Origin of the sequence: Litoribrevibacter albus, assembly GCF_030159995.1 — a bacterium.
GTDB classification, from domain to species: Bacteria; Pseudomonadota; Gammaproteobacteria; order Pseudomonadales; family Litoribrevibacteraceae; genus Litoribrevibacter; species Litoribrevibacter albus.
The window spans coordinates 212586-234159 of the sequence record NZ_BSNM01000027.1 but is presented as its reverse complement, the minus strand read 5'-3'; the positions used below and the strand labels follow the sequence as shown (position 1 = coordinate 234159).

Annotated in this window: 17 protein-coding genes; 11 read left to right on the top strand and 6 right to left on the bottom strand. The window is 46.6% G+C overall.

All coding sequences use genetic code 11. From position 1 onward, the window contains the following. Window positions 1-153: 153 nt before the first annotated feature. Both QQL66_RS20790 and QQL66_RS20785 read left to right on the top strand, forming a co-directional pair. Window positions 154-993, top strand: coding sequence for a hypothetical protein (locus QQL66_RS20790; protein WP_284384152.1), 840 nt, complete (start codon window positions 154-156; stop codon window positions 991-993). Between the two features lie 214 nt (window positions 994-1207). Further along, window positions 1208-1909 (top strand): cyclic di-GMP-binding domain-containing protein, MshE-related, encoded by a 702-nt coding sequence (locus QQL66_RS20785; protein ID WP_284384150.1) that lies wholly within the window; start codon window positions 1208-1210, stop codon window positions 1907-1909. Between the two features lie 96 nt (window positions 1910-2005). Here QQL66_RS20785 and QQL66_RS20780 read toward each other — a convergent pair whose 3' ends face one another. Next, window positions 2006-2287 (bottom strand): hypothetical protein, encoded by a 282-nt coding sequence (locus tag QQL66_RS20780; RefSeq protein WP_284384148.1) that lies wholly within the window; start codon window positions 2285-2287, stop codon window positions 2006-2008. Between the two features lies 1 nt (window position 2288). After that, on the bottom strand, window positions 2289-4106 hold the full coding sequence (locus tag QQL66_RS20775; RefSeq protein ID WP_284384147.1) for a long-chain-acyl-CoA synthetase: 1818 nt from the start codon (window positions 4104-4106) through the stop codon (window positions 2289-2291). A gap of 230 nt (window positions 4107-4336) precedes the next feature. Between QQL66_RS20775 and QQL66_RS20770 the strand changes: the two genes are divergently transcribed. The 6 genes from QQL66_RS20770 to QQL66_RS20745 all read left to right on the top strand — a co-directional run bounded on the left by QQL66_RS20770 (window position 4337) and on the right by QQL66_RS20745 (window position 13127). Beyond that, entirely contained in the window at window positions 4337-4618 is a 282-nt protein-coding gene (locus QQL66_RS20770; RefSeq protein ID WP_348524855.1) for an Rdx family protein, read from the top strand. Window positions 4619-4717: 99 nt separating this feature from the next. Continuing rightward, window positions 4718-6418: a phytoene desaturase family protein gene (locus QQL66_RS20765; protein WP_284384145.1), complete on the top strand. Its 1701-nt coding sequence runs from the start codon at window positions 4718-4720 to the stop codon at window positions 6416-6418. Between the two features lie 251 nt (window positions 6419-6669). Further along, window positions 6670-8004, top strand: coding sequence for a deoxyguanosinetriphosphate triphosphohydrolase (locus QQL66_RS20760; RefSeq protein ID WP_284384144.1), 1335 nt, complete (start codon window positions 6670-6672; stop codon window positions 8002-8004). A gap of 84 nt (window positions 8005-8088) precedes the next feature. After that, the gene (locus tag QQL66_RS20755; protein ID WP_284384142.1) at window positions 8089-9429 is read left to right on the top strand and encodes a protoporphyrinogen/coproporphyrinogen oxidase; all 1341 of its coding nucleotides are present in this window, start codon (window positions 8089-8091) and stop codon (window positions 9427-9429) included. Between the two features lie 22 nt (window positions 9430-9451). Then, window positions 9452-10768 carry an FAD-dependent oxidoreductase gene (locus tag QQL66_RS20750; protein ID WP_284384141.1) on the top strand — a complete coding sequence of 439 codons (1317 nt, stop codon included), beginning with the start codon at window positions 9452-9454 and terminating at the stop codon, window positions 10766-10768. Window positions 10769-10805: 37 nt separating this feature from the next. Continuing rightward, window positions 10806-13127 (top strand): response regulator, encoded by a 2322-nt coding sequence (locus tag QQL66_RS20745; protein WP_284384139.1) that lies wholly within the window; start codon window positions 10806-10808, stop codon window positions 13125-13127. Here QQL66_RS20745 and QQL66_RS20740 read toward each other — a convergent pair. Further along, window positions 13124-13750 carry a tRNA-uridine aminocarboxypropyltransferase gene (locus QQL66_RS20740; protein WP_284384137.1) on the bottom strand — a complete coding sequence of 209 codons (627 nt, stop codon included), beginning with the start codon at window positions 13748-13750 and terminating at the stop codon, window positions 13124-13126. The two genes, QQL66_RS20745 and QQL66_RS20740, sit on opposite strands and share 4 nt — an antisense overlap. Window positions 13751-13767: 17 nt before the next feature. Between QQL66_RS20740 and QQL66_RS20735 the strand changes: the two genes are divergently transcribed. The 3 genes from QQL66_RS20735 to rarD all read left to right on the top strand — a co-directional run bounded on the left by QQL66_RS20735 (window position 13768) and on the right by rarD (window position 15943). After that, entirely contained in the window at window positions 13768-14373 is a 606-nt protein-coding gene (locus tag QQL66_RS20735; RefSeq protein WP_284384136.1) for a GNAT family N-acetyltransferase, read from the top strand. 129 nt (window positions 14374-14502) lie between these two features. Next, a complete protein-coding gene (locus tag QQL66_RS20730) occupies window positions 14503-14883 on the top strand; it encodes a hypothetical protein (protein WP_284384135.1) in 381 nt (126 codons plus the stop codon). A gap of 151 nt (window positions 14884-15034) precedes the next feature. After that, window positions 15035-15943 carry an EamA family transporter RarD gene (gene rarD, locus QQL66_RS20725; protein ID WP_284384134.1) on the top strand — a complete coding sequence of 303 codons (909 nt, stop codon included), beginning with the start codon at window positions 15035-15037 and terminating at the stop codon, window positions 15941-15943. Window positions 15944-16015: 72 nt separating this feature from the next. On the opposite strand, the gene QQL66_RS20720 is transcribed toward rarD, so the two are convergent. From QQL66_RS20720 to QQL66_RS20710, 3 genes are all read right to left on the bottom strand, one after another. After that, window positions 16016-17278 carry a valine--pyruvate transaminase gene (locus QQL66_RS20720; protein ID WP_284384133.1) on the bottom strand — a complete coding sequence of 421 codons (1263 nt, stop codon included), beginning with the start codon at window positions 17276-17278 and terminating at the stop codon, window positions 16016-16018. Window positions 17279-17784: 506 nt separating this feature from the next. Further along, entirely contained in the window at window positions 17785-18564 is a 780-nt protein-coding gene (locus QQL66_RS20715) for a TSUP family transporter (RefSeq protein WP_284384131.1), read from the bottom strand. A gap of 52 nt (window positions 18565-18616) precedes the next feature. Continuing rightward, on the bottom strand, window positions 18617-21508 hold the full coding sequence (locus QQL66_RS20710; protein ID WP_284384129.1) for a S8 family serine peptidase: 2892 nt from the start codon (window positions 21506-21508) through the stop codon (window positions 18617-18619). Window positions 21509-21574 lie beyond the last annotated feature (66 nt).

Here is a 21574-nt window from a genome sequence, read left to right as displayed (position 1 = left end):
ATAAAGAGTCATCTTTGAAGATGAACTAGCTCACAATTTAAGCAACTTTTTGTAACTGCTGTTTAGCAATGGTTAGATTTTGTTGCTATAGTTCCAAATACGATAACTATAAAAACAATAATTGGAACAGGGTAAACCTGTCGGAGGATGGTAATGAACCAGCCTAGCACTAAGGAAATGAATGCGTTTCAGGCTCTGGACGTGTTTCACTCCAACAATGAATTCTCAGCTTCTAAAACTTCTGAATCCGGTCGTGTAACTCAGCTAACAGAGCGAGTGTTCCCTCGTTTACGCATGAAAGCCGAGTACCAAGTCTGTATTGGATTTGATCAAGTATTCTCAAGCTTACCTTCTATGGAAGATGGATGGTGTTCAGAAGACACAACCTCTTCTGATCCTCAAATTCATCAAATGTCTGAATCCTCTGAAGGCGATATGTTGCGATTCTCTTCCTATGAAGAGGTGATGGCAGATGTGGCGCTTGAGAAATCGGAAGTGGCATCTGTTGAGGTGATTGATGTCAGTGCTGGTGGTTTCTGTTTGGAAATCGATCCCCGTAAGGCGGGCTATCCAAAGATTGGCGAAGTGATGGGCGTACGTGAACATCAGAATGCTGAATGGAAAATCTGTGTTATTCGTTGGTCCAGACCTTCCTCTGAGGGCGCACAGATAGGGGTTGAGTTATTAGCTCCTTCTGCCTTTAAGACGTTATTGAGAGATCCTTACACCGAGGCTGTTCAGTCTCCGGCTGTGTTTATTCCTGGTATGCCTTTGGTGGGCGTTCCTGATTCGGTATTACTTCCTCAGAATCGTTCGGTTACAACTGGTGATAAAGCATTAGTTCGACGATCTGGCGTGGATTTACCGTTTTTAATGGATAAATCTGGTCTGATTACTGGATCGGTGAAACGTTTGTTCATTTCTGCTGTAGAAGCGAATGACAGACAAGAGCGTGTGGATATCGCAAGCTCTGACATTTGGGCTTCCTTTTAGGAGATTCGTCGTACCCAAGTGACCTGAAAATTGTGAAAAGATGACTGCAAATGAAGATGCCCGTCAACTTAAACGCTGACTATTAAAAGTGTTTAAGTTGATGGGCGTTTTTGTGTTTATCTAACTATCTTTAAGAGAGCACCCTCTTTAAGGCAGTACCTTCGCAAGTTGGATGGAGAGAATAAATAATAATTATATAACGGAGATAAATACTATGAGCCGAATTGCTCAGGCCCAGTTTAAGTCAAGGCTGGGTAACTTACTTATCAATAAAGGTCTGGTTACTGAGCAGCAACTTGCTCAGGCGGTAGATCATCAAAAAGTATCCGGTTTGAGACTGGGTGAGGCCCTGGTATCTCTGGGTATTTTGACCGATCGTCAGATCTCTAAAGCGTTGAGACGTCAAAGTAGTATTCGTTTTGCGGCTACATTAGCCACTGCGATGATGATGCCGTTTCAGGTGGTTAAAGCGGATGCCGCTCGAATTGAAAATGATGAGCCGCCTGCACAAGAACTTCAGAACAAACCAGGAATGGGGGGCTTAGAGCCGCTTAATGAGCTGGAAATGGATGTCATTACCGCTCAGGGGCTACGCGAAGATCTTCTGGCGTTGATTGATAGTCCGGAAGATGCGGATGGTTATCAGACGATGGAGACGGTGGCTAAGATTGCGTTGCCTGTTTTGGCGATGATGGAGGCAGATACCTATATCGAAGGTGTGGAGTATGATGGTTCTCCTACCGCTAAGATTCATGACGACGGTTCCATTGAGTTGGCTGTTCCTACGTCAATTGGGGAAGTGCGTTATGAGAATCTGCGGGTTGCCGGTGCGCCGAAATCACAAAGCTTTGGTGATATCACTTTGAAGAATATAGATTTCTCGGGGACTCGTTTGGTGATTCGTCCTAGAACCTAATAGACAGGTCTCGGGATTTGTTCTAACAAAAAAAGGCAGCTTAAACAGCTGCCTTTTTTGTGTGTCTTAGCTAAATAACAAAATATGAGTTGTAGTCTAGCTGCGACCTTCTGCTTGTTCGACCAGTTCAGTTGCTTTGTCACAGAGTAGATCGTTCGTTAGATATAAGGTCTCACACAGATCACTCGAAACGTTCTTTAACCGCCGTGTAGTGTGCGCGGCCAAGCTCATTCCGAAATACGGTTGTCCCTCAAGCAGCAGTGCCAGCCCTTCTAGTTGATCTGGCAAACGACGCTGCTGCTGTTGCAGCACTCGATTGCTTTTCTGTTGATAACGCTGGATGGCTTCTTTAAGAAACGTAAATTCTCGCTTGATCATCTTAAAATCTAAATTCTCCTGCTTGAATCTTGCTATACAAGGTTGGGTCAACCTCTGTATAGGCTTGCTCGCCAGGTAACAACACCCACAGTTTGTCTGAAACTTTCTCCGGGTTAAATGCTTCGTCTTTGAGCGTGTGTTTCTGGTATTTAAAGGTGCCCGTAGTTTGTAGCTGTTGCTGTTCTCGAATAAAGACAGGTACAGCATAGCTCGGTAGTTCGCTGTTTAGATGAGACATCAGCTTGTTTGGATCAAACGCAATGTTCTCATGCGGTGTCACGGCGACCATGCCAGCTCGGCCATTGGTGTCCTGAATTTCAACACCGTAGCAGACGCTTTCGGAGACATCCGGATGTTCGTTGAGGATGTGCTCGACTTCTGTGGTGGATACGTTTTCCCCTTTCCAGCGGAAGGTGTCTCCCACGCGATCAACGAACTGAGCGTGACGATAGCCCATGTGTCTCATCAGGTCGCCGGTATTAAAATAGCGATCGCCTTGTTTGAAGACGTTTTCGAGAATACAGGACTTGGTCTTCTCCGGGTCGTTGTATCCGTCGAACGGTGCTTTCGGACAAATCTCACCAATCAGTAAGCCAACTTCACCTTTCTTGACCGGTTGAAGGAAGCCTTTGCTGTCACGTATTGGCTGGTCTGCTTCTTTATCGTATTTAACAATGGCGTATGGCACGGGAGAGAAGCCCACAGTACAGTCAAAGTTAAAGATGTTGGAGAAGCCGACATTACCTTCACTTGAGGCGTAAAGTTCAAAGACGTTTTGAATATTGAATCTTTGTTTGAAGTCTTTCCAGATGCCTGGGCGTAGGCCATTACCGATCATTTTGGTGACGGAATGATTTCTGTCCTCAGCAGACGCCGGTGCATTGATTAGGTATCGACATAATTCACCCACATAACCAATCGCAGTTGCATCGTATTTACGACAGTCGGACCAGAATTGGCTAGCACTGAATTTTCGGCGGATTGCAAAGGCAGAACTGCCAGCCAACGCTGATCCCCATAAAATCACCAGGCCGGTCGCGTGGTACAACGGCAATGTGGAGTAGAGCGTATCGTCTTTGTTCAGTCGCGCGATGATGAACCCAAAGGTGCCAAAGGCTTTCATCCATCGACCATTCTTAAAGATGGCGGCTTTCGGTAAGCCTGTGGTTCCAGAGGTGTAGATATAGAACAGTGGATCGTCGCGTTTGACGCGTTTCGACGTGTCCGGATTGTGTTTTGGCGAATTACTGGCTTCCTGTGGAAGATGGCGATAGCCAGGAATCTCTGAAACGGTATCTCCGTCCGGTACAAAGAAAAATTGATCTTCAGACAGTGGAAGTTCTGCTTTGATGTCATCAATGGATTGATGCAGTTCCGATCCGACGATAACACCTTTAGGATTAACGATCGAAATACTGTGCGTGAGTACTTTGTGTGTCTGTGCGGTATTAACCATCGCCGCCGCAACACCGATTTTTGCCAACGCCGCAATGGTAATTAATAGCTCGGCGCGGTTATCCATCATCACTGCGATGGTGTCACCAATCTGATAGCCCTGCGCTTCCAGGAAGTGTGCGATTTGATTGGCTCGTTGATTAAATTCCCGATAGGTGATGTTGCCCTGATCGCTTTTAATCGCAATACCATCCGGATTACGTTTAACGGCTCTTTCGATACACCATGCAAGCCCGTGATTCTTTTCCGGATTGGTGTTGTTTGCCAGTACCAGACCTTTCACTACGTTATGAAGGTTTGCAAGCAATGTTGGTACTCTAGGCAGGATTTGTTTGAACTGAATAGTTTGTTGTACTTCTGACATAAATTTCCCTTGTTTTCTTTATTCTGTTGTCTGTCGTTTATGTCTCTTTGGCCTTTTCTTTCCCTTCGGAAGGAAGGTTCTCCCTGAATTAGCTAGCTGGGAGATCCTATCATAAGATAGCCAAAGTGGAGTGTTTGTGCAGGACAAACATAGCGCTCTGTCTTTACGATGTAAAGATTTTAGAGGTTTGTTGTCTGGGTCTACTATAAAACTGAATTTGGAAGAATCGAATGGCCGAAATGAAACCAATTATTAGCATTACTTACTGTTGCCAGTGTCAGTGGTTATTAAGAGCCGCGTGGATGGCTCAGGAACTGCTTTCAACGTTTTCTGACGATCTCGGCGGTGTCACTTTGATACCAGCTACGGGTGGGGTCTATCAAATTGAAATTGATGGTCAGCTTATCTGGGAACGAAAGCGTGATGGCGGGTTTCCTGATGCTAAACTGATCAAACAAAAAGTTCGTAACTACGCATGGCCTGAACGGGATTTAGGACATGTGGATAAATAGTAATAATCAGGAACAGCGCAACGTAGCGACGGCGATGGTTATTGTGTACAGGGAATATAAGGCGTTGGCTTAGTGTTAGTGACATTCAGGGAGGAAAATATGGTGAAAGAACAGGCATCAACCTTAGTATCGAAAGTTGGACGAAGATATCGATCAAATCGAGTGGACGCGCTGGTCGAAGCATCAAAGATTGATCATGTGGTGATTGGTTCCGGTATCGGTGGGCTCAGCTGTGCGGCGAGCCTGGCTAAGATGGGACGAAAAGTTCTGGTGTTGGAACAGCATTACACGGCGGGCGGGTTTACTCACAGCTATGAACGAAATGGCTTCGAGTGGGATGTGGGGGTTCATTATGTTGGGCAGGTGGGGAATCGCCTGACCGGACCGGGCGCATTGTTTCATTGGATGTCAGAGGGACGACTGGCCTGGGATAGTCTGGGCGAGGTCTATGATGAATTTATCATTGGCGGGCAAACCTATCGGCCGCCCTTGGGCAAAGGCGCTTATCGTCGATTCCTGGAATCACATTTTCCAAATGAGACTAATGCCATAAAACAGTACTGCCACTACCTGTTTTCTGTTGAGCGTTGGCTACCTTTATTTTTTGCAGGAAAAACATCGTCATTCCCGGGGGCTGCCTCCATCGGTCGAACCGTAAGTAAGCTTGTGCCCTCGTGTTATTACCAGACGACGGCCGAAGTGTTTAATCAATTAACGGATAATGTGGAGCTCAAGGCTGTATGGTCGGCACAATGGGGTGATTTGGGATTGCCGCCAGGTCAATCTTCTTTTTTTCTTCATTGTCTGATTGCCAATCATTATATGAGTGGGGGCTGGTATCCTCGGGGGGGCTCTTCTGAGATTGCTCGATCCATTTTACCGACCATCGAACAGGCGGGTGGATCTGTCATGACCTACGCAGAGGTGGCTCGCATATTAGCGACTGACGGTGCAGTGACCGGGGTAGAAATGGCGGATGGTTACCGTATCGCATGTGATTCGGTGATCAGTAATTGTGGTTGGTTTAACACTCAATCCTTGTTGGATTTACCCTCGGCTAAGCGTTTCAGTAAACCGATGGAAGAGAAGGTGGTTGAGTCGTCAGCCTGTCACATTTGTTTATATCTTGGTTTTGATGTGGATATCTCCGAGTTAGGTGTTCCAAAGGGAAATCGTTGGCTTCATCACTCTGCGGATTTTGATCAAGCTCTGACAGCCTTTGAAGAGGATTCAACGGCTGACTTTCCTTTTGTGTATGTCTCCAGCTCTGCGGCAAGAGACTCCACTTGGCCTGTTCGTCACCCAGGAAAGTCGGTGATGGAGCTGGTGAGTGTAATTCCGAAAACCGAGTTCTCTCAGTGGTTTGGTTCTCAGTGGGGAAAACGGGACACTGACTATGAAGAACGAAAGACCTATTGGAGTGAGCGGTTATTGGCCGTGTTGTATCAGCAATATCCTCATTTAAAAGGGAAGGTGAGTTATTACGAACTCTCTACGCCTTTGTCGACGCATCATTTCATGAAATACCAGGACGGTGAAATTTACGGTTTGGCTCATACGCCCCAGCGTTATCTGCAAAAAGGGCTGAAACCAAAAACGGAAATTGCTGGATTGTTTCTAACCGGACAGGACGCTCTGACCTCTGGTGTGGTTGGTGCAGCTATGTCGGGTGTGTTTAGTGCCGCAGAAGTGTTAGGGGATACGTATAAGCGTCAGTTATGGCGAGGTGTGAAAGGGATGCTACCTAATGCGGGTGGATGGCGTTCGATGATCAGGCAGAAGAAAGCCCCTCAGTCCTAGACGAAACAGTGCAGAGGCGAGACCCGTTTGAGGCTGTGGCGCGTTTAATGTGTATAGCTTTGAATACGTTGAGTATTGATTGGGTGACTATGTGACCCCTGTTAATGGTCGAAGTGGGTTAAGTGTGCGAGTATAAGGCATTACTTGATGTGCACCGTTGTGATGCTTTGCGTGCGCTGTAAATTTTACCTTCGAGATGTTCGGTGGTTGGTCAATGAACATGACGTTGATCACTATAAGGAGAGCAGAATATGTCCATGTCTTGGGACACCTTGTTAACCCGAGAGCGATTGGGGAAATCTTCGGCAACACAAGAAGAGTTAGCCAGAACGCCTTTCCACAAAGACCATGACAGGGTGGTGTTTTCCGGTGCATTTCGTCGTTTGGGTAAAAAGACTCAGGTACATCCTGTGGATGAAAATGATCACGTTCATACGCGATTAACCCACAGTCTTGAAGTCGGATGTGTTGGGCGTAGCTTAGGTACTCGGGTGGGGGAGTATCTCAATGACGTGACTCCTGAATGGATCAATCCCGAAGACATCGGTGTGATTGTTCAGGCTGCTTGTTTGGCGCATGACATAGGTAATCCTCCGTTTGGTCACAGTGGTGAAGATGCCATTCGACATTTTTTCCATGAGGCGGCTGAAAAAGGCATGCTGGATGGTCTTTCTGATGCAGAGAAAAGCGATTTACTGAATTTTGAGGGGAACGCTCAGGGGCTGAGGATTCTTACCCAACTGGAATATCATCTCTTTGATGGTGGAATGCGATTGACCTATGCCACTCTCGGAGCCTATTTGAAATACCCTTGGACGTCTTTGTCGTTAAAGGATAACCCAGCAAACAAAGGTAAGTTTGGCTGTAATCAGTCGGAACTTGAGATCATGCGGGGCATTGCGGATAAGCTTGGGCTTATTAAACTCAGTGATGACACCTGGTGCCGACATCCCTTGGTGTACCTGATGGAAGCGGCAGATGACATTTGCTATGCCTTGCTGGATCTGGAAGACGGCTTGGAGATGAACATCCTTCCCTATAAGGAAGTAGAAGCCTTGATGTTTGAGTTACTTCAGGGGGATATTCCAGACACCTATTGGCGCATCAACGATACCGGAACCGGCCGTCGCAAGTTGTCCATGCTACGTGGGAAGGCGATTGATCATTTGGTGACGGCGACAGCTCGTACCTTTATGGAAAAGCAGGATGACATCCTGAATGGTCGGCTTCAGGGCGATCTGGTAGAGCATCTGCCGGAGCGCGCTCGTAAGTGTGTACTCACTGCTAAAAACATGGCCCGGGAACGCATCTTCAATAGCCGCAACAAAACCTTGTTGGAAGTTGGGGCGTACTCGGTACTTGAAGAGCTATTGTCTGCCTTCTGCAGTGCCGTCCATCAATTCCATCAAGGCGGCGGGCTGAATTATAAAAATCAGCGTGTGATTGATTTAATGGAGTATCGGGCACCTCAAGCGGATTGGAGTCTGTATGAGTGCTATATGCGGGTGGTGGACTTCATAGGCGGTATGACCGATCGTTATGCGATTACAATGGCACAACAAATTTCTGGTCGACCTCTAGGATAAAGTTTTGATCATAATGTAAACTCTAGCGTTGGAAAATGAGATCAGGTCATCAGGATCTGAGGTGATAACAGCAAGGATGCGATCATGCCAAGGTCATTAAAAGTTGCAGTCGTCGGAGCAGGTGCTTCAGGAATCGCTACCGCGTATTACTTAAAACAAGCGGGCTATTCCCATATTACGATCTTTGAAAAAGAAGAACGTATCGGCGGGAAATGTTTGACCTTTAAGCATGGCGATCATGAGTTCGACCTTGGTGCTAACTACATTACCCCTTATTACCATGAAGTCCTTCGTATCGCGAAAGAACTGGATCTTAAAACACAGCCAGCACCGCAACGTAAATCCTTCGACCTAACCACCGGCAACTTTTTGAATACCTTACGAACTACCTTGATGGGTAAGTCGTTATTGTCGTTTGGTGCCGCCTCCGCGAAATATTTGTACCTCGCCTTTAAATACCGTAAGCAGATCAATGAGCCTGGGTTTACCGAGTTAGAAGCCTGTCCTGAGTTGTGTCATCCCTTTGGCAAGTGGTTAGACATCAATGGTATGTCGATTCTGCGTCAGTTATTTCTGATTCCTGTGACTATTTTTGGCTATGGCGCGTTGGATGACGTTCCTACACCTTATGTCCTCAAATACATGGATGCGAAGAATTTCTTATTGTTGGCAAGAGTTGGTGCAGGATTGTCGAAAGAATGGCCCAGGCATTTTCTGGATGGTTATCAAGGGTTCCTTAATGCCATTATTCGCAGTGAGCAGTTGGATGTCCGTTTAAATTCTCACATCGTTTCGATCAAGCGTACCCCTAACGTGGTGGTTGGGTTAGCTGATGGTTCTCTGCATGAATTTGATCGCATCGTTTTTGCCTGCCCGTTGGATAAAATTCTGCCCGTCATAAGTGATGCCAGTGAGCATGAGCAAGCCTTGCTCTCTCGAATTAAATATCGAAATTATTATGTGTCGGCGTGTGACGTGGATGGCATGCTGGATATCACCACAGATGAGTTGCAGTTGCCGCCCGCTAAGCCATTGCCTGCGATAGGTCACCCTTGGGGGATTGTGAAATTCTGGAAGGATTCCGATGTGAATCTGTTTTTCACTGTGGGTGATGGGGAAGACAAAGATAAAACTCAGCCACAGGATGCCTTACCGGCTGTAACGCCGAAAATGGTGGAAGCGAATATCCGCGCTGATGTTAAACGGATGGGCGGCGTGTTTCAGTCTGTGGTGCATCAGCAATTGTGGACGACCTTTTTTCCGCACGTTGAAGCGGCTGACTTTATAGACGGATATTATCAGCAACTGGAACGACAGCAAGGCAAATTAAATACCTATTACGTGGGGGCGATCATGGCCTTAGAGTTGGTTGAACCTATCTTTAACTACAGCAAACAGTTAGTGGATCAACACTTCAGCTCTTAGCCTCGTATTCAAGGACGAACGTATGTCGAAATTAAGAAGAGTATTGGTTGTCGGAGCCGGGGCGGCTGGCTTATCTGCGGCCTGGTACTTAAAGAAGAAAGGATACCAGCACGTAGATGTGGTGGAATCTTCAGGGCGCGTGGGTGGCAAGTGCAAAACCATCAAACATGAGGGAAAACCTTATGAGATGGGCGCGTTCACTGTGACACCGGGTTATCGCAATGTGCTCAAGTTAGCGAAGACCTTTGGGGTGGCTCTCGAACGTCAGCCGCCAAGATATGCCTTTTCAATGCGACGCAAACAAGTGATGGCGATCAAAGATGCCATGCTTAAAGACTTTACCTTTCTTACGTTGTTTTTGTCGGTGCTTCGATATTACGGGAAATTACTCCGTTATCGCAGCGCTTTGTCGAAACCGGGGTTAGCATCCAAAGGGTCTTCCAAAGTTTATGACGAATTGGCCCAACCCTTTCAGAAGTGGTTGGTCGATAACAAGATGCTTGGTCTTCAAGGGTTGTTCCGCATAACGATTACCGATATGGGCTACGGTCGCTTTTCAGAAATTCCTGCGCTCTATGTGCTGAAATATCTTAACTTCTGGAATTTTACCACCTTGCTATTGTATGGCGCAGGTTTAGGTAAAGGGCTACCAAAACGCTTTACTCACGGGTTTGAATCACTTTGGCAGTCGGTGGCGACCTCTCTTAACGTGTCTTTGAATACGGATGTTGTATCGATTAAGCGTGGCGAACAAATTCAGGTTGAGATGTTGTTTCATGGCACCACTGCGAAACACAACAAACAAGAAACCCGAAACTACGATGCTATAATTGTTGCATGCCCTCCTGATCGGTTGATGGATGTTATGGATTTCAACGAGTCAGAGAAGGCTCTGATGACAAAGTTCCGCTACAGTCCTTATGTGGTCAATCTCTTCGAAGTCTCCGGTATGCCTAATGAGGTCATTGGTGCGATAAACGAAGAAAAGATCGGTGATCCGAAAGAAATTATGCGTCCTTGGGCGACCGCTAATGGCGCAGTTGCCTACAGCGTTCAAAAAGGAGATTTGTCTGATGACGATATTATCCATCAAGCATCACAGTCAATACGAACCTTGTACCGTCATTACCCGGTAACTGTTGACGGACACATACATACCCAGAAGTGGCATTATTTTCCTCATGTCACCTCCGAAGAGATTGGTGATGGCCGGTTTTATTACAAGTTTGAGCAGTTACAAGGGCAGAACAACACCTATTACACAGGGAGTTATTTGTCCTTTGAAACGGTTGAACTGGCAGTCAGTTATTCCAAGCAAATAGTCAGTAAATTTTTCTAATTTCAGCAAACAGAATTTTTAACAGTAGCCGAGCGTTATGCAATTAACTGAACATGCCACCATTGAACACAAACCTTTTGAGTTACAGCGAAAGAAAGGTTTGAAGTCACTTAAACGTCATTCCATTACCCGTTTGGTCGGGATGGCGATGTGTACCGGAACCGGGGTTGCTTACCTATATTATGAAATGGGCCACCCTTTATGGGCCTGGTTGATTTGGGCTTATGCCAGTCTGCTTCATACGCCGCTTTGGTATCTGATTTGCCGTCAGTCGAAGAATATCCTTAAGGCTGAACAGCGAGTGATGATCCTGGATTTCTTCATTTTTGGTCATTTCATGGCGATGGTCGATTTTCAGCCCTGGGTTGTGTTTGCGCTGTGTATGGTGACGACAGTTAATACCCTGACCGGGGCGGGGCTCAATATGATCTTTAAAGCGGTACCCAGTATTTTTGCGGGTGCTTTGATCACGGTTGGCTTGGTTGGTTTTAATTTTCAAGCCGAGTCATCGTTGGTGATTATGGGGCTGTGTATCGTCGGGGTGACCTTTTATACCGGCTATACCGCGTTTATCGCGGGGAAATCGATGCGTGATTTGCGTACCAGTCGGCATCAAATTCAAGAGCAAGCCAGCGCTCTTAAAATGTCGAACGAGTGTCTTGAGCAAAGTATTCAGGACCTGAAGCAGACCAGTTTTGCCTTGGCACAGTCGGAGCAGGAACGTATCGCGGCGGAAGTCCGTGAGAAGACCAAAGCTGCATTCCTGGCCAATATGAGTCATGAGCTAAGAACACCAATGAACGGTGTGATGGGCATGCTGAGTTTGCTGAAAAGTACCGGTTTAAACGATGAACAGCAGAATTACGTGTGTACCGCCGATAATTCAGCCAACACCTTGCTGCTGTTATTGGATGACATTCTGGATTACGCCAAGCTGGAAACCACCAGTATCGGTCTGGATGTGGATACCTTCGAAATCGAAGATTTGGTGGAAGAGGTACTACAAATTTACGGTGAAGAAGCGTTAGCTAAAAACGTGGATCTGGTGTACTGGCATGATTACGGCATTCATTACGCATTACGTGGTGATCCAAATCGTCTCAAGCAAGTCTTTACTAACTTGATCGGCAACGCTATTAAATATACGCCTAAGGGGCATATCATCGTTCGTTCCCGGATTGTCGGTGAAGATCCTGAAAGTTATCGCATTCGCTTTGAAGTGGAAGATACCGGCATTGGTATTTCCGAGAATAAGCAAAACCATGTCTTTGAGGCCTTCTATCAGGTCGATCAATCGAATACCCGAAGCTATGGCGGTGCAGGTTTAGGGTTAGCACTTTGTCGTCAGATCTTACGTCATATGGATGGCATCATTGGTCTGGAGTCTGAACAAGGCCGGGGCAGTACCTTCTGGTTTGAAGTGCCGCTAGAGAAAAATCCTGAGCGCTTGTATCAAATCAAGCCTAACTTCGATGGTGTGATGTTGGTGGTTGATGCAAACGTGATCAGCCGGGATAACTTGCGTCACCGTGCGAAAGCTTTGGGCTGTGATGTGATTGCCGTGTCGAAATGGCATGAAGCAGAGGCATTGCTCGAACGTGAACATAATGATGTGATTTTGCTGGTGGATGTGGATATTACCAGCAGCGACGAGTTCCGTTTATGGCGTACGGCAGGTGGCCGGACGGAATTGAGCTGGGCATTAATGGGCTGCACCAGTGCTCGTTATAGCTTGCCTGATTGGTTGAAGGGGATGTCACCGCAGTTCCTTAGCAAGCCAATCCGACAGAAAGAGCTGGCTCAGTATTTGGTGATGCAGAAGCCGATGAAAGTACAGGTCACCGGTATTTCGGCAGGCCGGATTGATGAGCAATTCAAACCGATTCAGAATTTGAACCAGCTGCTGGCCGGCAGTTTGCTCAGAGGCACGGATGTGGATTCCTCCTTCGGTCATGGTCATCAAGTGTTGGTTGTTGAAGACAATAAAGTGAACCAACGAGTTGCCGTTGCGAGACTCCAAAAAATGGGCTTTTTGGTGGATGTGGCTGATCATGGTGAACAAGCGCTGACTATGGTTTCAACCTGTCATTACGATCTCATCTTCATGGATTGCCAAATGCCGATCATGGACGGCTTTGAAGCGACCAAGCGAATCCGAACGTTAGAAAAAAGCGGACGAATCAATACGGTGCCGATTATTGCTATGACGGCTCATGTGATGAATGAAGATAAGGCCAAATGTTTCGATGCCGGCATGAATGACTTCTTACGGAAACCTGTGACTCAGGATCAGCTGGTTAAGACCATGAGAAAGTGGCTTTCTGAAGTCAGTGTGGCAGAAAGTAAATTAGACGTTTAAGGGGTATGTAGCTCAAGGTTCTTATGCCAGTGTTCGATCATTCGTTGCTGAGCATCTAGCAGTCCGTTAAGGGTTTGATGGTAGGGGATGTCATTGTGGCTCAGTTCCCTTAATCCAAAATATATCGCTTCCAGTGTAGATAGGTGCTCTGCGCTGGGAGACTTCCGGTGATGATACTGATTTTCGTGCCCCTGTAGATTGAGCTTAGGCAGTGTGTGTAACTCAGCGTGGGTATGGTAGATCTTGGCGGCCTTCTTCCAGGTTCCATCAATGGCAATGAGTGCGCTTGGCTTTGTACGGGTCAGATTATCATTCCGCTCGTTGCCTTCTCTTCGATTTGCCTCTGTGGCAGAGGGGATTGCAGAGCCAGCGTTTTCTTCAGGCCACAAGAGAATAGGCGCGTAGTCTCTTTGAATCCGTGTCAGTGTGTCTTTAAACTCTTTACCAATAATCAATTCCGCTTGGCTTAAACACAATTGTGCCAGTTTGGCCGTGCCTTTCGGGTGCAGTCGTTCTTTTGCATGCTGGAGAATAAATACGGGCGTCTTATTTGCTACCGGTTGCACAAAAGAACAAAGACATCTGGATGGGGGGCGTTGGCAGGTTAAGCAGAATTGAGTCATAAAGGAATGAACATTAGATGTCGGAAATGAACTTTGTATTGCAGTCGATTCCTTATTTGGAACGACAGCCTCTTATACAATTTTACAAGAGCAATCGAGAAAAGATCAAAATTCATCGATCAGATCATTGCTATGCTCTGGTGGACAAGTGGGAAAAGGATCAGCAAGAAAAAATAGTGGCAGCGGTCAAGTTCTCTGCCTTACCCGATGGGGCGTGGCTATTACGTAATATGCTGGTGGATAGGGCCTATCGAGAGCAAGGACTGGGACATCAATTATTATCGGCACTTTCTGATGTGATGACTCAACTCAATCAGCAAGGTAACTCTCAAACGGATGTAGGATTGTATTGTTACCCTTGGTCGGAATTAACGCCTTTCTATTGTCAGCACGGATTTACCGAACGTTCTTTATGGGAGAGTGACGGGCAACTTTCAACAAATGTGGAAAACGTATCAACGAATGTGGAAAGCGCATCAACGAATGTGAAAAACGTATTAACGAATGTGGAAGACACATCAGTGGATGTAAAAGCTCAGTGCTTATCTGGTGAAGCGGTCGAACGATATCAGGCCTATCGAAAGCGTGGTTTGGATATTCGGTTTTGTTACTGGCAAGTTTAGAGTGGGATACCTCGGATCAGGTTATGAGGTGGAATGGCATGGTCGGTTTATAATTAGGTTGTGAGTTCTAGAAATTTTCAATACGGTGCACAGCAATAGCGAACTAGAAAGCGAGAAAAAGTGATGAAAATGAACTCTAAAGCACTTGCAGATACTGCTCTTACTCAAGTCGATAACATTGGCTTCTATTTGTCTGTTTATGGCGTGACCGATAAAGTAAACCGTCACAACCTAATGGCAGGCGTGTTCGATTCTATGCAGCGTTATAACGGCGAGAAAGAAAGCCTTCAGGTTCGTATCAACACTGCGCGTGTTCGAGTAGAACAAGGTGTTGAAACCATCAAGCAATTGAACCTGACTAAGCCAGAAGGTTTTCACAACCTGACGTCTTTGGTTTCAGAGCAAGTTGATCAAGCGGGTAAAAAAGCAGAATCTTTGGCAGGTAAGTACGTGCCAGCGGCTAAGCCACTTGTTTCTAAGTTGAATCAATTACGCGCTCGTTTCGTATAATTTGATTATCTTATTCAGTTGCCAGTAATCGAATAATTTATCGTTACTAAGACCGCTTTTTAAACGCAGGTCAGACAACTAGAATATCGAAAGGCCTTCCAATGCATATTGGAAGGCCTTTTTCGTTTTGGCCTCGTTTGAGTAATTGATAATGCAGAAATCCCAGTCCAATTTTTTCCATCTGTCTTTGGTCTTGATGGCCTTTTTTACTTGGGGAATTACGCCTTTGTATTTCAAATGGCTGGGACAAGTCCCGGCCATTGAGTTGGTGGTTCATCGGGTGATTTGGTCCTCGGTGGTTCTCTGGATTCTGCTTTGGTTCTCGGGCTTGTGGCCGGAGTTTATGTCTATCTGGAAAAACAAGTCGTTACGAAATCGTCTTTTGTTGTCAGGAATTTTGATCACGGGCAATTGGTTGGTCTTTGTGTATGCCATTTTGACGGATCAGACGGTCGAAGCCAGCCTGGGTTATTACATCAATCCGCTAGTGAGTATTGCGATGGGTGGTTTGTTTCTTGGAGAGCGACTGACCAAGATCCAGTGGGCGGCGGTGATTATGGCAATGGCTGGTGTTTTGGCGGAAATCTGGACGGTAGGGAAGTTGTCGATGATTGCTTGTTCCTTGGCGTTGAGCTTTGCTCTGTACGGCTTAGCCAGGAAAAAGATGACGTTACACCCGACGGCTGCATTGGCGGTAGAAACCACCTGGATGATTCCCTTTGCCTTGGTGGCGATGGTGTATGGTAGTATTAATCTCGATTTTATCTTCTTCTCGCACGCTGCCGACATCGCGTTACCTTTGATGTTGGCGGGCATCGTTACCGTTATTCCATTACTTCTTTATGTGTCTGGGCTTCCCGGTGTTAGTCTGTTTGCTGCGGGATTTGCACAGTACATCGCACCTTCTATGGTGTTCTTGCTGGCTATTTATTTGTTTGGAGAAACGGTCCCTGATCAGCGCTATGTGACGTTTGGGTTAATCTGGCTGGCAGTGATTGTGGTCACTTGTGAAGGACTGTTAAAAATGAAGCGAACGTCTCGCAAAGAGAAGTTGGCCTAAGTTGAGACTCGTTCTCCGTCTTCACTCTAGGATCAGGATGACGGAGAACGGCTTGTCTGGCTCTTGTAGAGTTTAAGCCTTATAGAGCGCCTTGAGTTCATCACAAATCAGCGTTAATCCCTGCTGAACGTGTTCTGGCGATTGGGAGTAGTTAATGCGAATGCACTCATTCTTATGAGCCCAATCCTCGTTTTCCATCCCCGGGAAGAAGTAATGGCCCGGCACTACAATTAACCCTTTTTCTTTGAGTCGCTCATAGAAGGCTTGTGAGTCGATAGGAAGATCCTTACACCACAGCCATAAGAACATCGCGCCTTCCGGCTTATGAACTCTCACGGGTAATCCGGACAGATCAGACTCTAATTGTTTGATGGCCAGATCACAGCGGGCTTGATAAAAAGGCTTGATGACCTCGCGGCTTAGTTTAAGGATATCCCCAGATTCCACCAGAGGAAGAGCTAGTCGGGCGCCAATACTGTTCGTTGCCAAACTGAGAATGGCGTTGACGTTGCTGATCGCCTGAACGATTTCCGGCTTTGCAATCACGATACCTGTGCGGGCAGCGGGCAGACCGAACTTGGATAAACTTAAACAGAGGATGATGTTGTCATTCCAAATCGGTGTTGCTTCACTGAAGATGATGTCGGGGAATGGCGTGCCATAAGCGCCATCAATAATCAGCGGTATTTGGTGTTGTTTCGCCAGCTCATCCAGACGCTGAACTTCCTCGTCGGTCACCACATTGCCTGTCGGGTTTGTTGGCCGAGAGACGCAAATTGCAGCCGTGTCTTCATTGATGGACAGTGCATCAAAGTCCACACGGTATTTAAACTGGTGTTCACCGATCAGTTCTATCTCTGGTTTACAGGCTTTAAAACAATCTTTACTCAAGCCTGCGTCCGCGTAACCAATGTACTCTGGCGCCATAGGAAACAGGATGTGCTTGCGACTCCCTTGTTCTTGTTCTCCTGCCAGAAGGTTAAACAGCATGAAGAAAGCGGATTGGCTACCATTGGTTAACGCTATGTGGTCTTCGGTTAGAGGCCAGCCGAATTCTTTGCTTAACAAGCTGGCAAGAGATTGACGGAAAGCTTTCTCTCCCTGCGGCGTATCATACACACCAATAAACTGTTGGAGTTCGTGTGTGTCTTGTGAAATATCGATCAGTCGTTGTCGAATGATGTCTTCAATTTCCGGAATATGTGCAGGGTTGCCTCCGCCCATCATGATCATATTACGTGAGTCCGGGTTTGCCAGGGCATTTCCTAAATCTTCCATTAAATTCAGGATGCCGGATTCGCTTGTAAATTTTTTGCCAAAGGCCGAAAACTTCATACTTATTGCCTTGAAATCATGTTAGATGAAGAAGCTACTTTATAGCTGCTCGATGCTTACTTAGAGTCTAGGAGACTTCTCAATAAGTTCCCTAGATGTCCTTTTCAGAAAGTTTAACACTTTAGTTAAAATTTCAGGAGTGCACTGATTTAAAGCGCTTTGTTTTGATAAAAAAATCTTTGTTTAAAGCAGTGATTTGGTGCACAAAGTTAGGGCTCGTGTGTGTTTCAATGGGTAAAATATGCACAAATAACCATGTCAATGTTTCGCTCAGTATTTTTAGACCGAAAAAGAATGATAAAAATGGTTTTCTAGCTATTGACTTTTATAAGTTGTTGAAAAATATAGTATTTATTTTATTGGTTAAAAAATGATCAATTTGGGTTTGTGTACGATTTATGACGCTTTGAGGACTTTTTAATATCATAATCCACAAAGTTATCCACAGATTTTGTGGAAAACCGTCGCGAGCCCTTATGTTTTCATAGAAGAGCTCGAACGTGCATTTAGAACGCCAATAATTTAACTGAAATAGCAATCACAACCGTCATAAAAATGGGCTTAATTAAGTGCGCGCCTTTGGAAATGGCCAGATGTGCACCTAACCAGGCTCCGATGAGCAAAACCAGGCCCATTGCGATTCCAATCATCCAATTCACATGACCCAATATCGCAAAGGTAACCAGCGATGTGATGTTACTAACAAAGTTCATGGCCCGGGCAATGCCCGACGACTGAAGCAGCGATTGTTTGTACAAGATAAGATTGGACACTACCCAAAAGGAACCGGTACCAGGCCCGGCGATGCCGTCATAGAAGCCAATACTGCATCCTTGTGTAATTTTCACAGCGTTTGATCTTGGATAAGGGGGGCGGTTGGTATCCAGATTTGAGTAATTTTGAAAGAGCATATAGATCGCCACGCCAATAATGATCATGGGAAGCACTTGGTTAAGTATGTCGATACTGATCAGCGAAGCCGCAATGGTTCCTATTATCGCGCCAGCCAGGGTTGCAAAGAGCAACAACAGCCAGTGTTTGGGGTTGAAGATGCCTTTACGAATAAATACCAGGGTTGCGGTGAAAGACCCAAAAGAAGAGCTTAGCTTGTTGGTGCCTAATGCCAGATGCGGCGGTAATCCGGCCATCAGCAGAGCTGGGATTGTAATCAGCCCACCGCCGCCGGCGATTGCATCAATAAAGCCGGCACTGAACGCGGCCAGTAACAGTAATAGCCAAGTGTGCCAATGGGGCAATAAGGTTGCTAATTCGTTTAAAAGATCCATCAAGTGCAATGCTCTTATCTGAAGGGATATGAGCACGCACTTTATCAGATTTTTAATGGACTCGTAGTTGTTTTTTGACCAAGCGGACAAGCGTTATCGCGCACAGTAAAAGACCCAACACCAGAAGCGGCTGTCGTACACTGATTGATACCATTTCCAGGGATGAGCGGGTGAAGGACAGCAGTGTTGGATGATGCTTCATCCAGGCAACCAAACGAGGTGACATCCGATAATAAGAATCAACTAACCATTGTCCTCCTGGCATTTGAAGCAATACCTGATCACGGAAACTGCGCAGTGTTGAAAGATCCTGGTGGCCGTTGGGGTACACAGCGGAGGCGATGAAACAGCGGCTGTCACTGCTTTTACTGGATTCAGTGGTGTTATTGGTACTTGCCGATGCAACCCGTGCAATGATTTCTCCGTTCACTTGCCCGTCGAGATCAAATTCCCCGCCATCTTCCAATACAAGACTTGCGTTGCTGCTGGCAACCTGAGCAATGCTGGTGTCTGTGGCGTTTTGCCACTGATTGCGAGTATCAGCGAGGTAGATCTCATTGATTTGGCCTGAGTTTGAGTTCGCCAACGTGATAGATATTTCACTGGCTTCCGCCGAGGTGATCGGAAGATTGGAAATTAATATCTGCTGAATCAGCTGTACTGTTACCTCGTCGAGGCTATCAAAGCTGCTGCTGTTGAGTGCCTGAATGCTGCTGAGGGTTCCTGCAGAGGCGGATACGGTCAATGTTAAGCTTTGCTGATCGGTGAGCTGCATGCTTCCAGCGGCACGATCAGACACGATCATGGTGAAAGTGCGGCTGTCTTTTTGATCTGTACCTGTGGGATAAAAATCGATGGCGAATGTATAACTGCCTATATTCGTGACGGTTCCGGTCAACTTTCCGGTGGAAGAAAGGGAAAGACCTGTCGGTAATTGGCCGTTAGCGAGGGTGAAGGTGCCACTGGCTGTGGCGGTTAATTGCAACGACAGCTCACTGTTAAGCCCAACGGTTGGCAGACTTTCGGTTAACCAGAAGTTTTCGCCTGAGTCATCCGTAGAGGTGATGATGGTATTGCTGTAGACCGAGAATTCGGTGGCCTGACTGTTGGTCGAGGGATCAATGTAGTCATAACTGCCACGCAAACGGTAATAATATTTTTGCTCCGGATCTATGGTGTCTTGATAGACACTGTTGGGCGCGGTGACTGAGGCAATTTCCTGATAAACCTGACCGGGCACTCCTCGTTCAATGCTGATGACATCGGCGTTCTGCGGATTATTCCAGGACAATGTCAATTGGCTGTCGTCACGCTCGAAAGTGACGCTACTGGGGGCGACGATGGTTCGTTTGATGAATACCTGGTTGGATGCTTCCGCGTTGCGATAGAGCTGAAATACGCCTGACTTACTGTTAGCAGGTAACGTCAACTGAATCAACTCATCGGTTTGTTGTTGAAAGCTGGTGATGTCGGTTGCGGTTTCGCCTGACAGTAAGAACTCGGTGTATCGCGCAGTATCCACATTGCTGAGGTCGTAGCCGTAGAGTTGATAACTGCCATCATTGGCTTCTGCCCTAAATAAGGCCAATGGCGTGCTATCAATATTGGATAGCGCTGTATTGGCATTCACCACAGCAGGCTGTAACAGGTTCCATTCAAGTTCGGAAATGGCTCGTGCCGAGGTGAGGATTCTGGCTTTTGCCTCTGCGGCGGACTGCGTTTTTTCGGCCATTAACAAGGCGGCAATACCGGCAACTATCGGTGAGGCCATCGATGTTCCCGTGGAATTTGCATACTGACCATTCTTCCAGGTGCTATAAAGATTAACGCCCGGTGCGGCGATATCTACAGTGGTTAATCCAAAATTACTCCTACTGTAGAGTTGATCGGTGAGACCGACATTGGCAATGGACATCAGGTTGTCGTAGGTCGTCCGTAAATTTGCAGGATAGACCGGGGTACTGTCGTTGTCGGAACCAAAGTTACCTGCTGCGGCGATGACCAGAACGCCCGCCTGATTAGCCTGTTCGATGGCCGATTCAATTGCACTGCTGTAACTGCTGATGGTCAGGGAGGTATTGATGATGTCTGCGCCGTTGTTCACCGCATAATTGATGCCCGCAGCGACGTCACTGGTGGAGCCAGAGCCGTTATCCCCGAGGCTTTTTACAATCATCAGTTCTGCATTCCAACAGACGCCTGTGACGCCTACCTGATTATTGCCCACAGCGGCTAATAAACCCGCCACGTGACTTCCGTGACCAAAATTATCTTCAATGGTTGATGCGGCACAATCGGTGCGAACACAGGCGCCATTGATGTCGTCAATGTATCCGTTATTGTCGTCATCAATGCCATTGTCTGCGACTTCATTGGGGTTTATCCAGAGATTATCGGCAATGTCCGGATGATCCTGGTCGACGCCGGTATCGACAATCGCCACGACCACAGAACGGCAATCGGTCCGAAGATCCCAGGCCTCTTCACTGTCGATTTGCTGATGATGATTGGTGTTGTTACTGGCGTCGGAGAAAACCGGGTCGTTGGGAATTAAATTGGTTGTGGCTGAGTAAGTACGTTCTGCCATGATGACTGACGGATGAGCTCTGGCTGCCAGTAAGAGTTTTTCAACAGAGGTGGTGTCTGATGCGACCAAAGACGCTTGCCAATGGCTTCCGGACTTGAGTATTTGCACCGGATATACAGGTTTGCCTGAGAGGTAAATTGAAATCTGGTGAGGGTCTTCCTTAAACAACGCGACGACGGTGCGATCGTCAGATAATTGGTTACTTATTGGTTGTGCTTGTACCTGTTGTATCTGCAGAGAAGTAGTTAAGAGGAATAGCAAAAACAACGAGATTAAATGCAATGGGTAATTTGTTTTCGGAGTCTGAGAAGTCGAGTGTGCTGTTAGGTTTAGAAAGTCCATATTCTTCAATTGCATACCATTTGCCTGAACATAACGAAGGTTCTTTAACCATAGTTCATCAGGCTCGTTTTAGCTGAACTG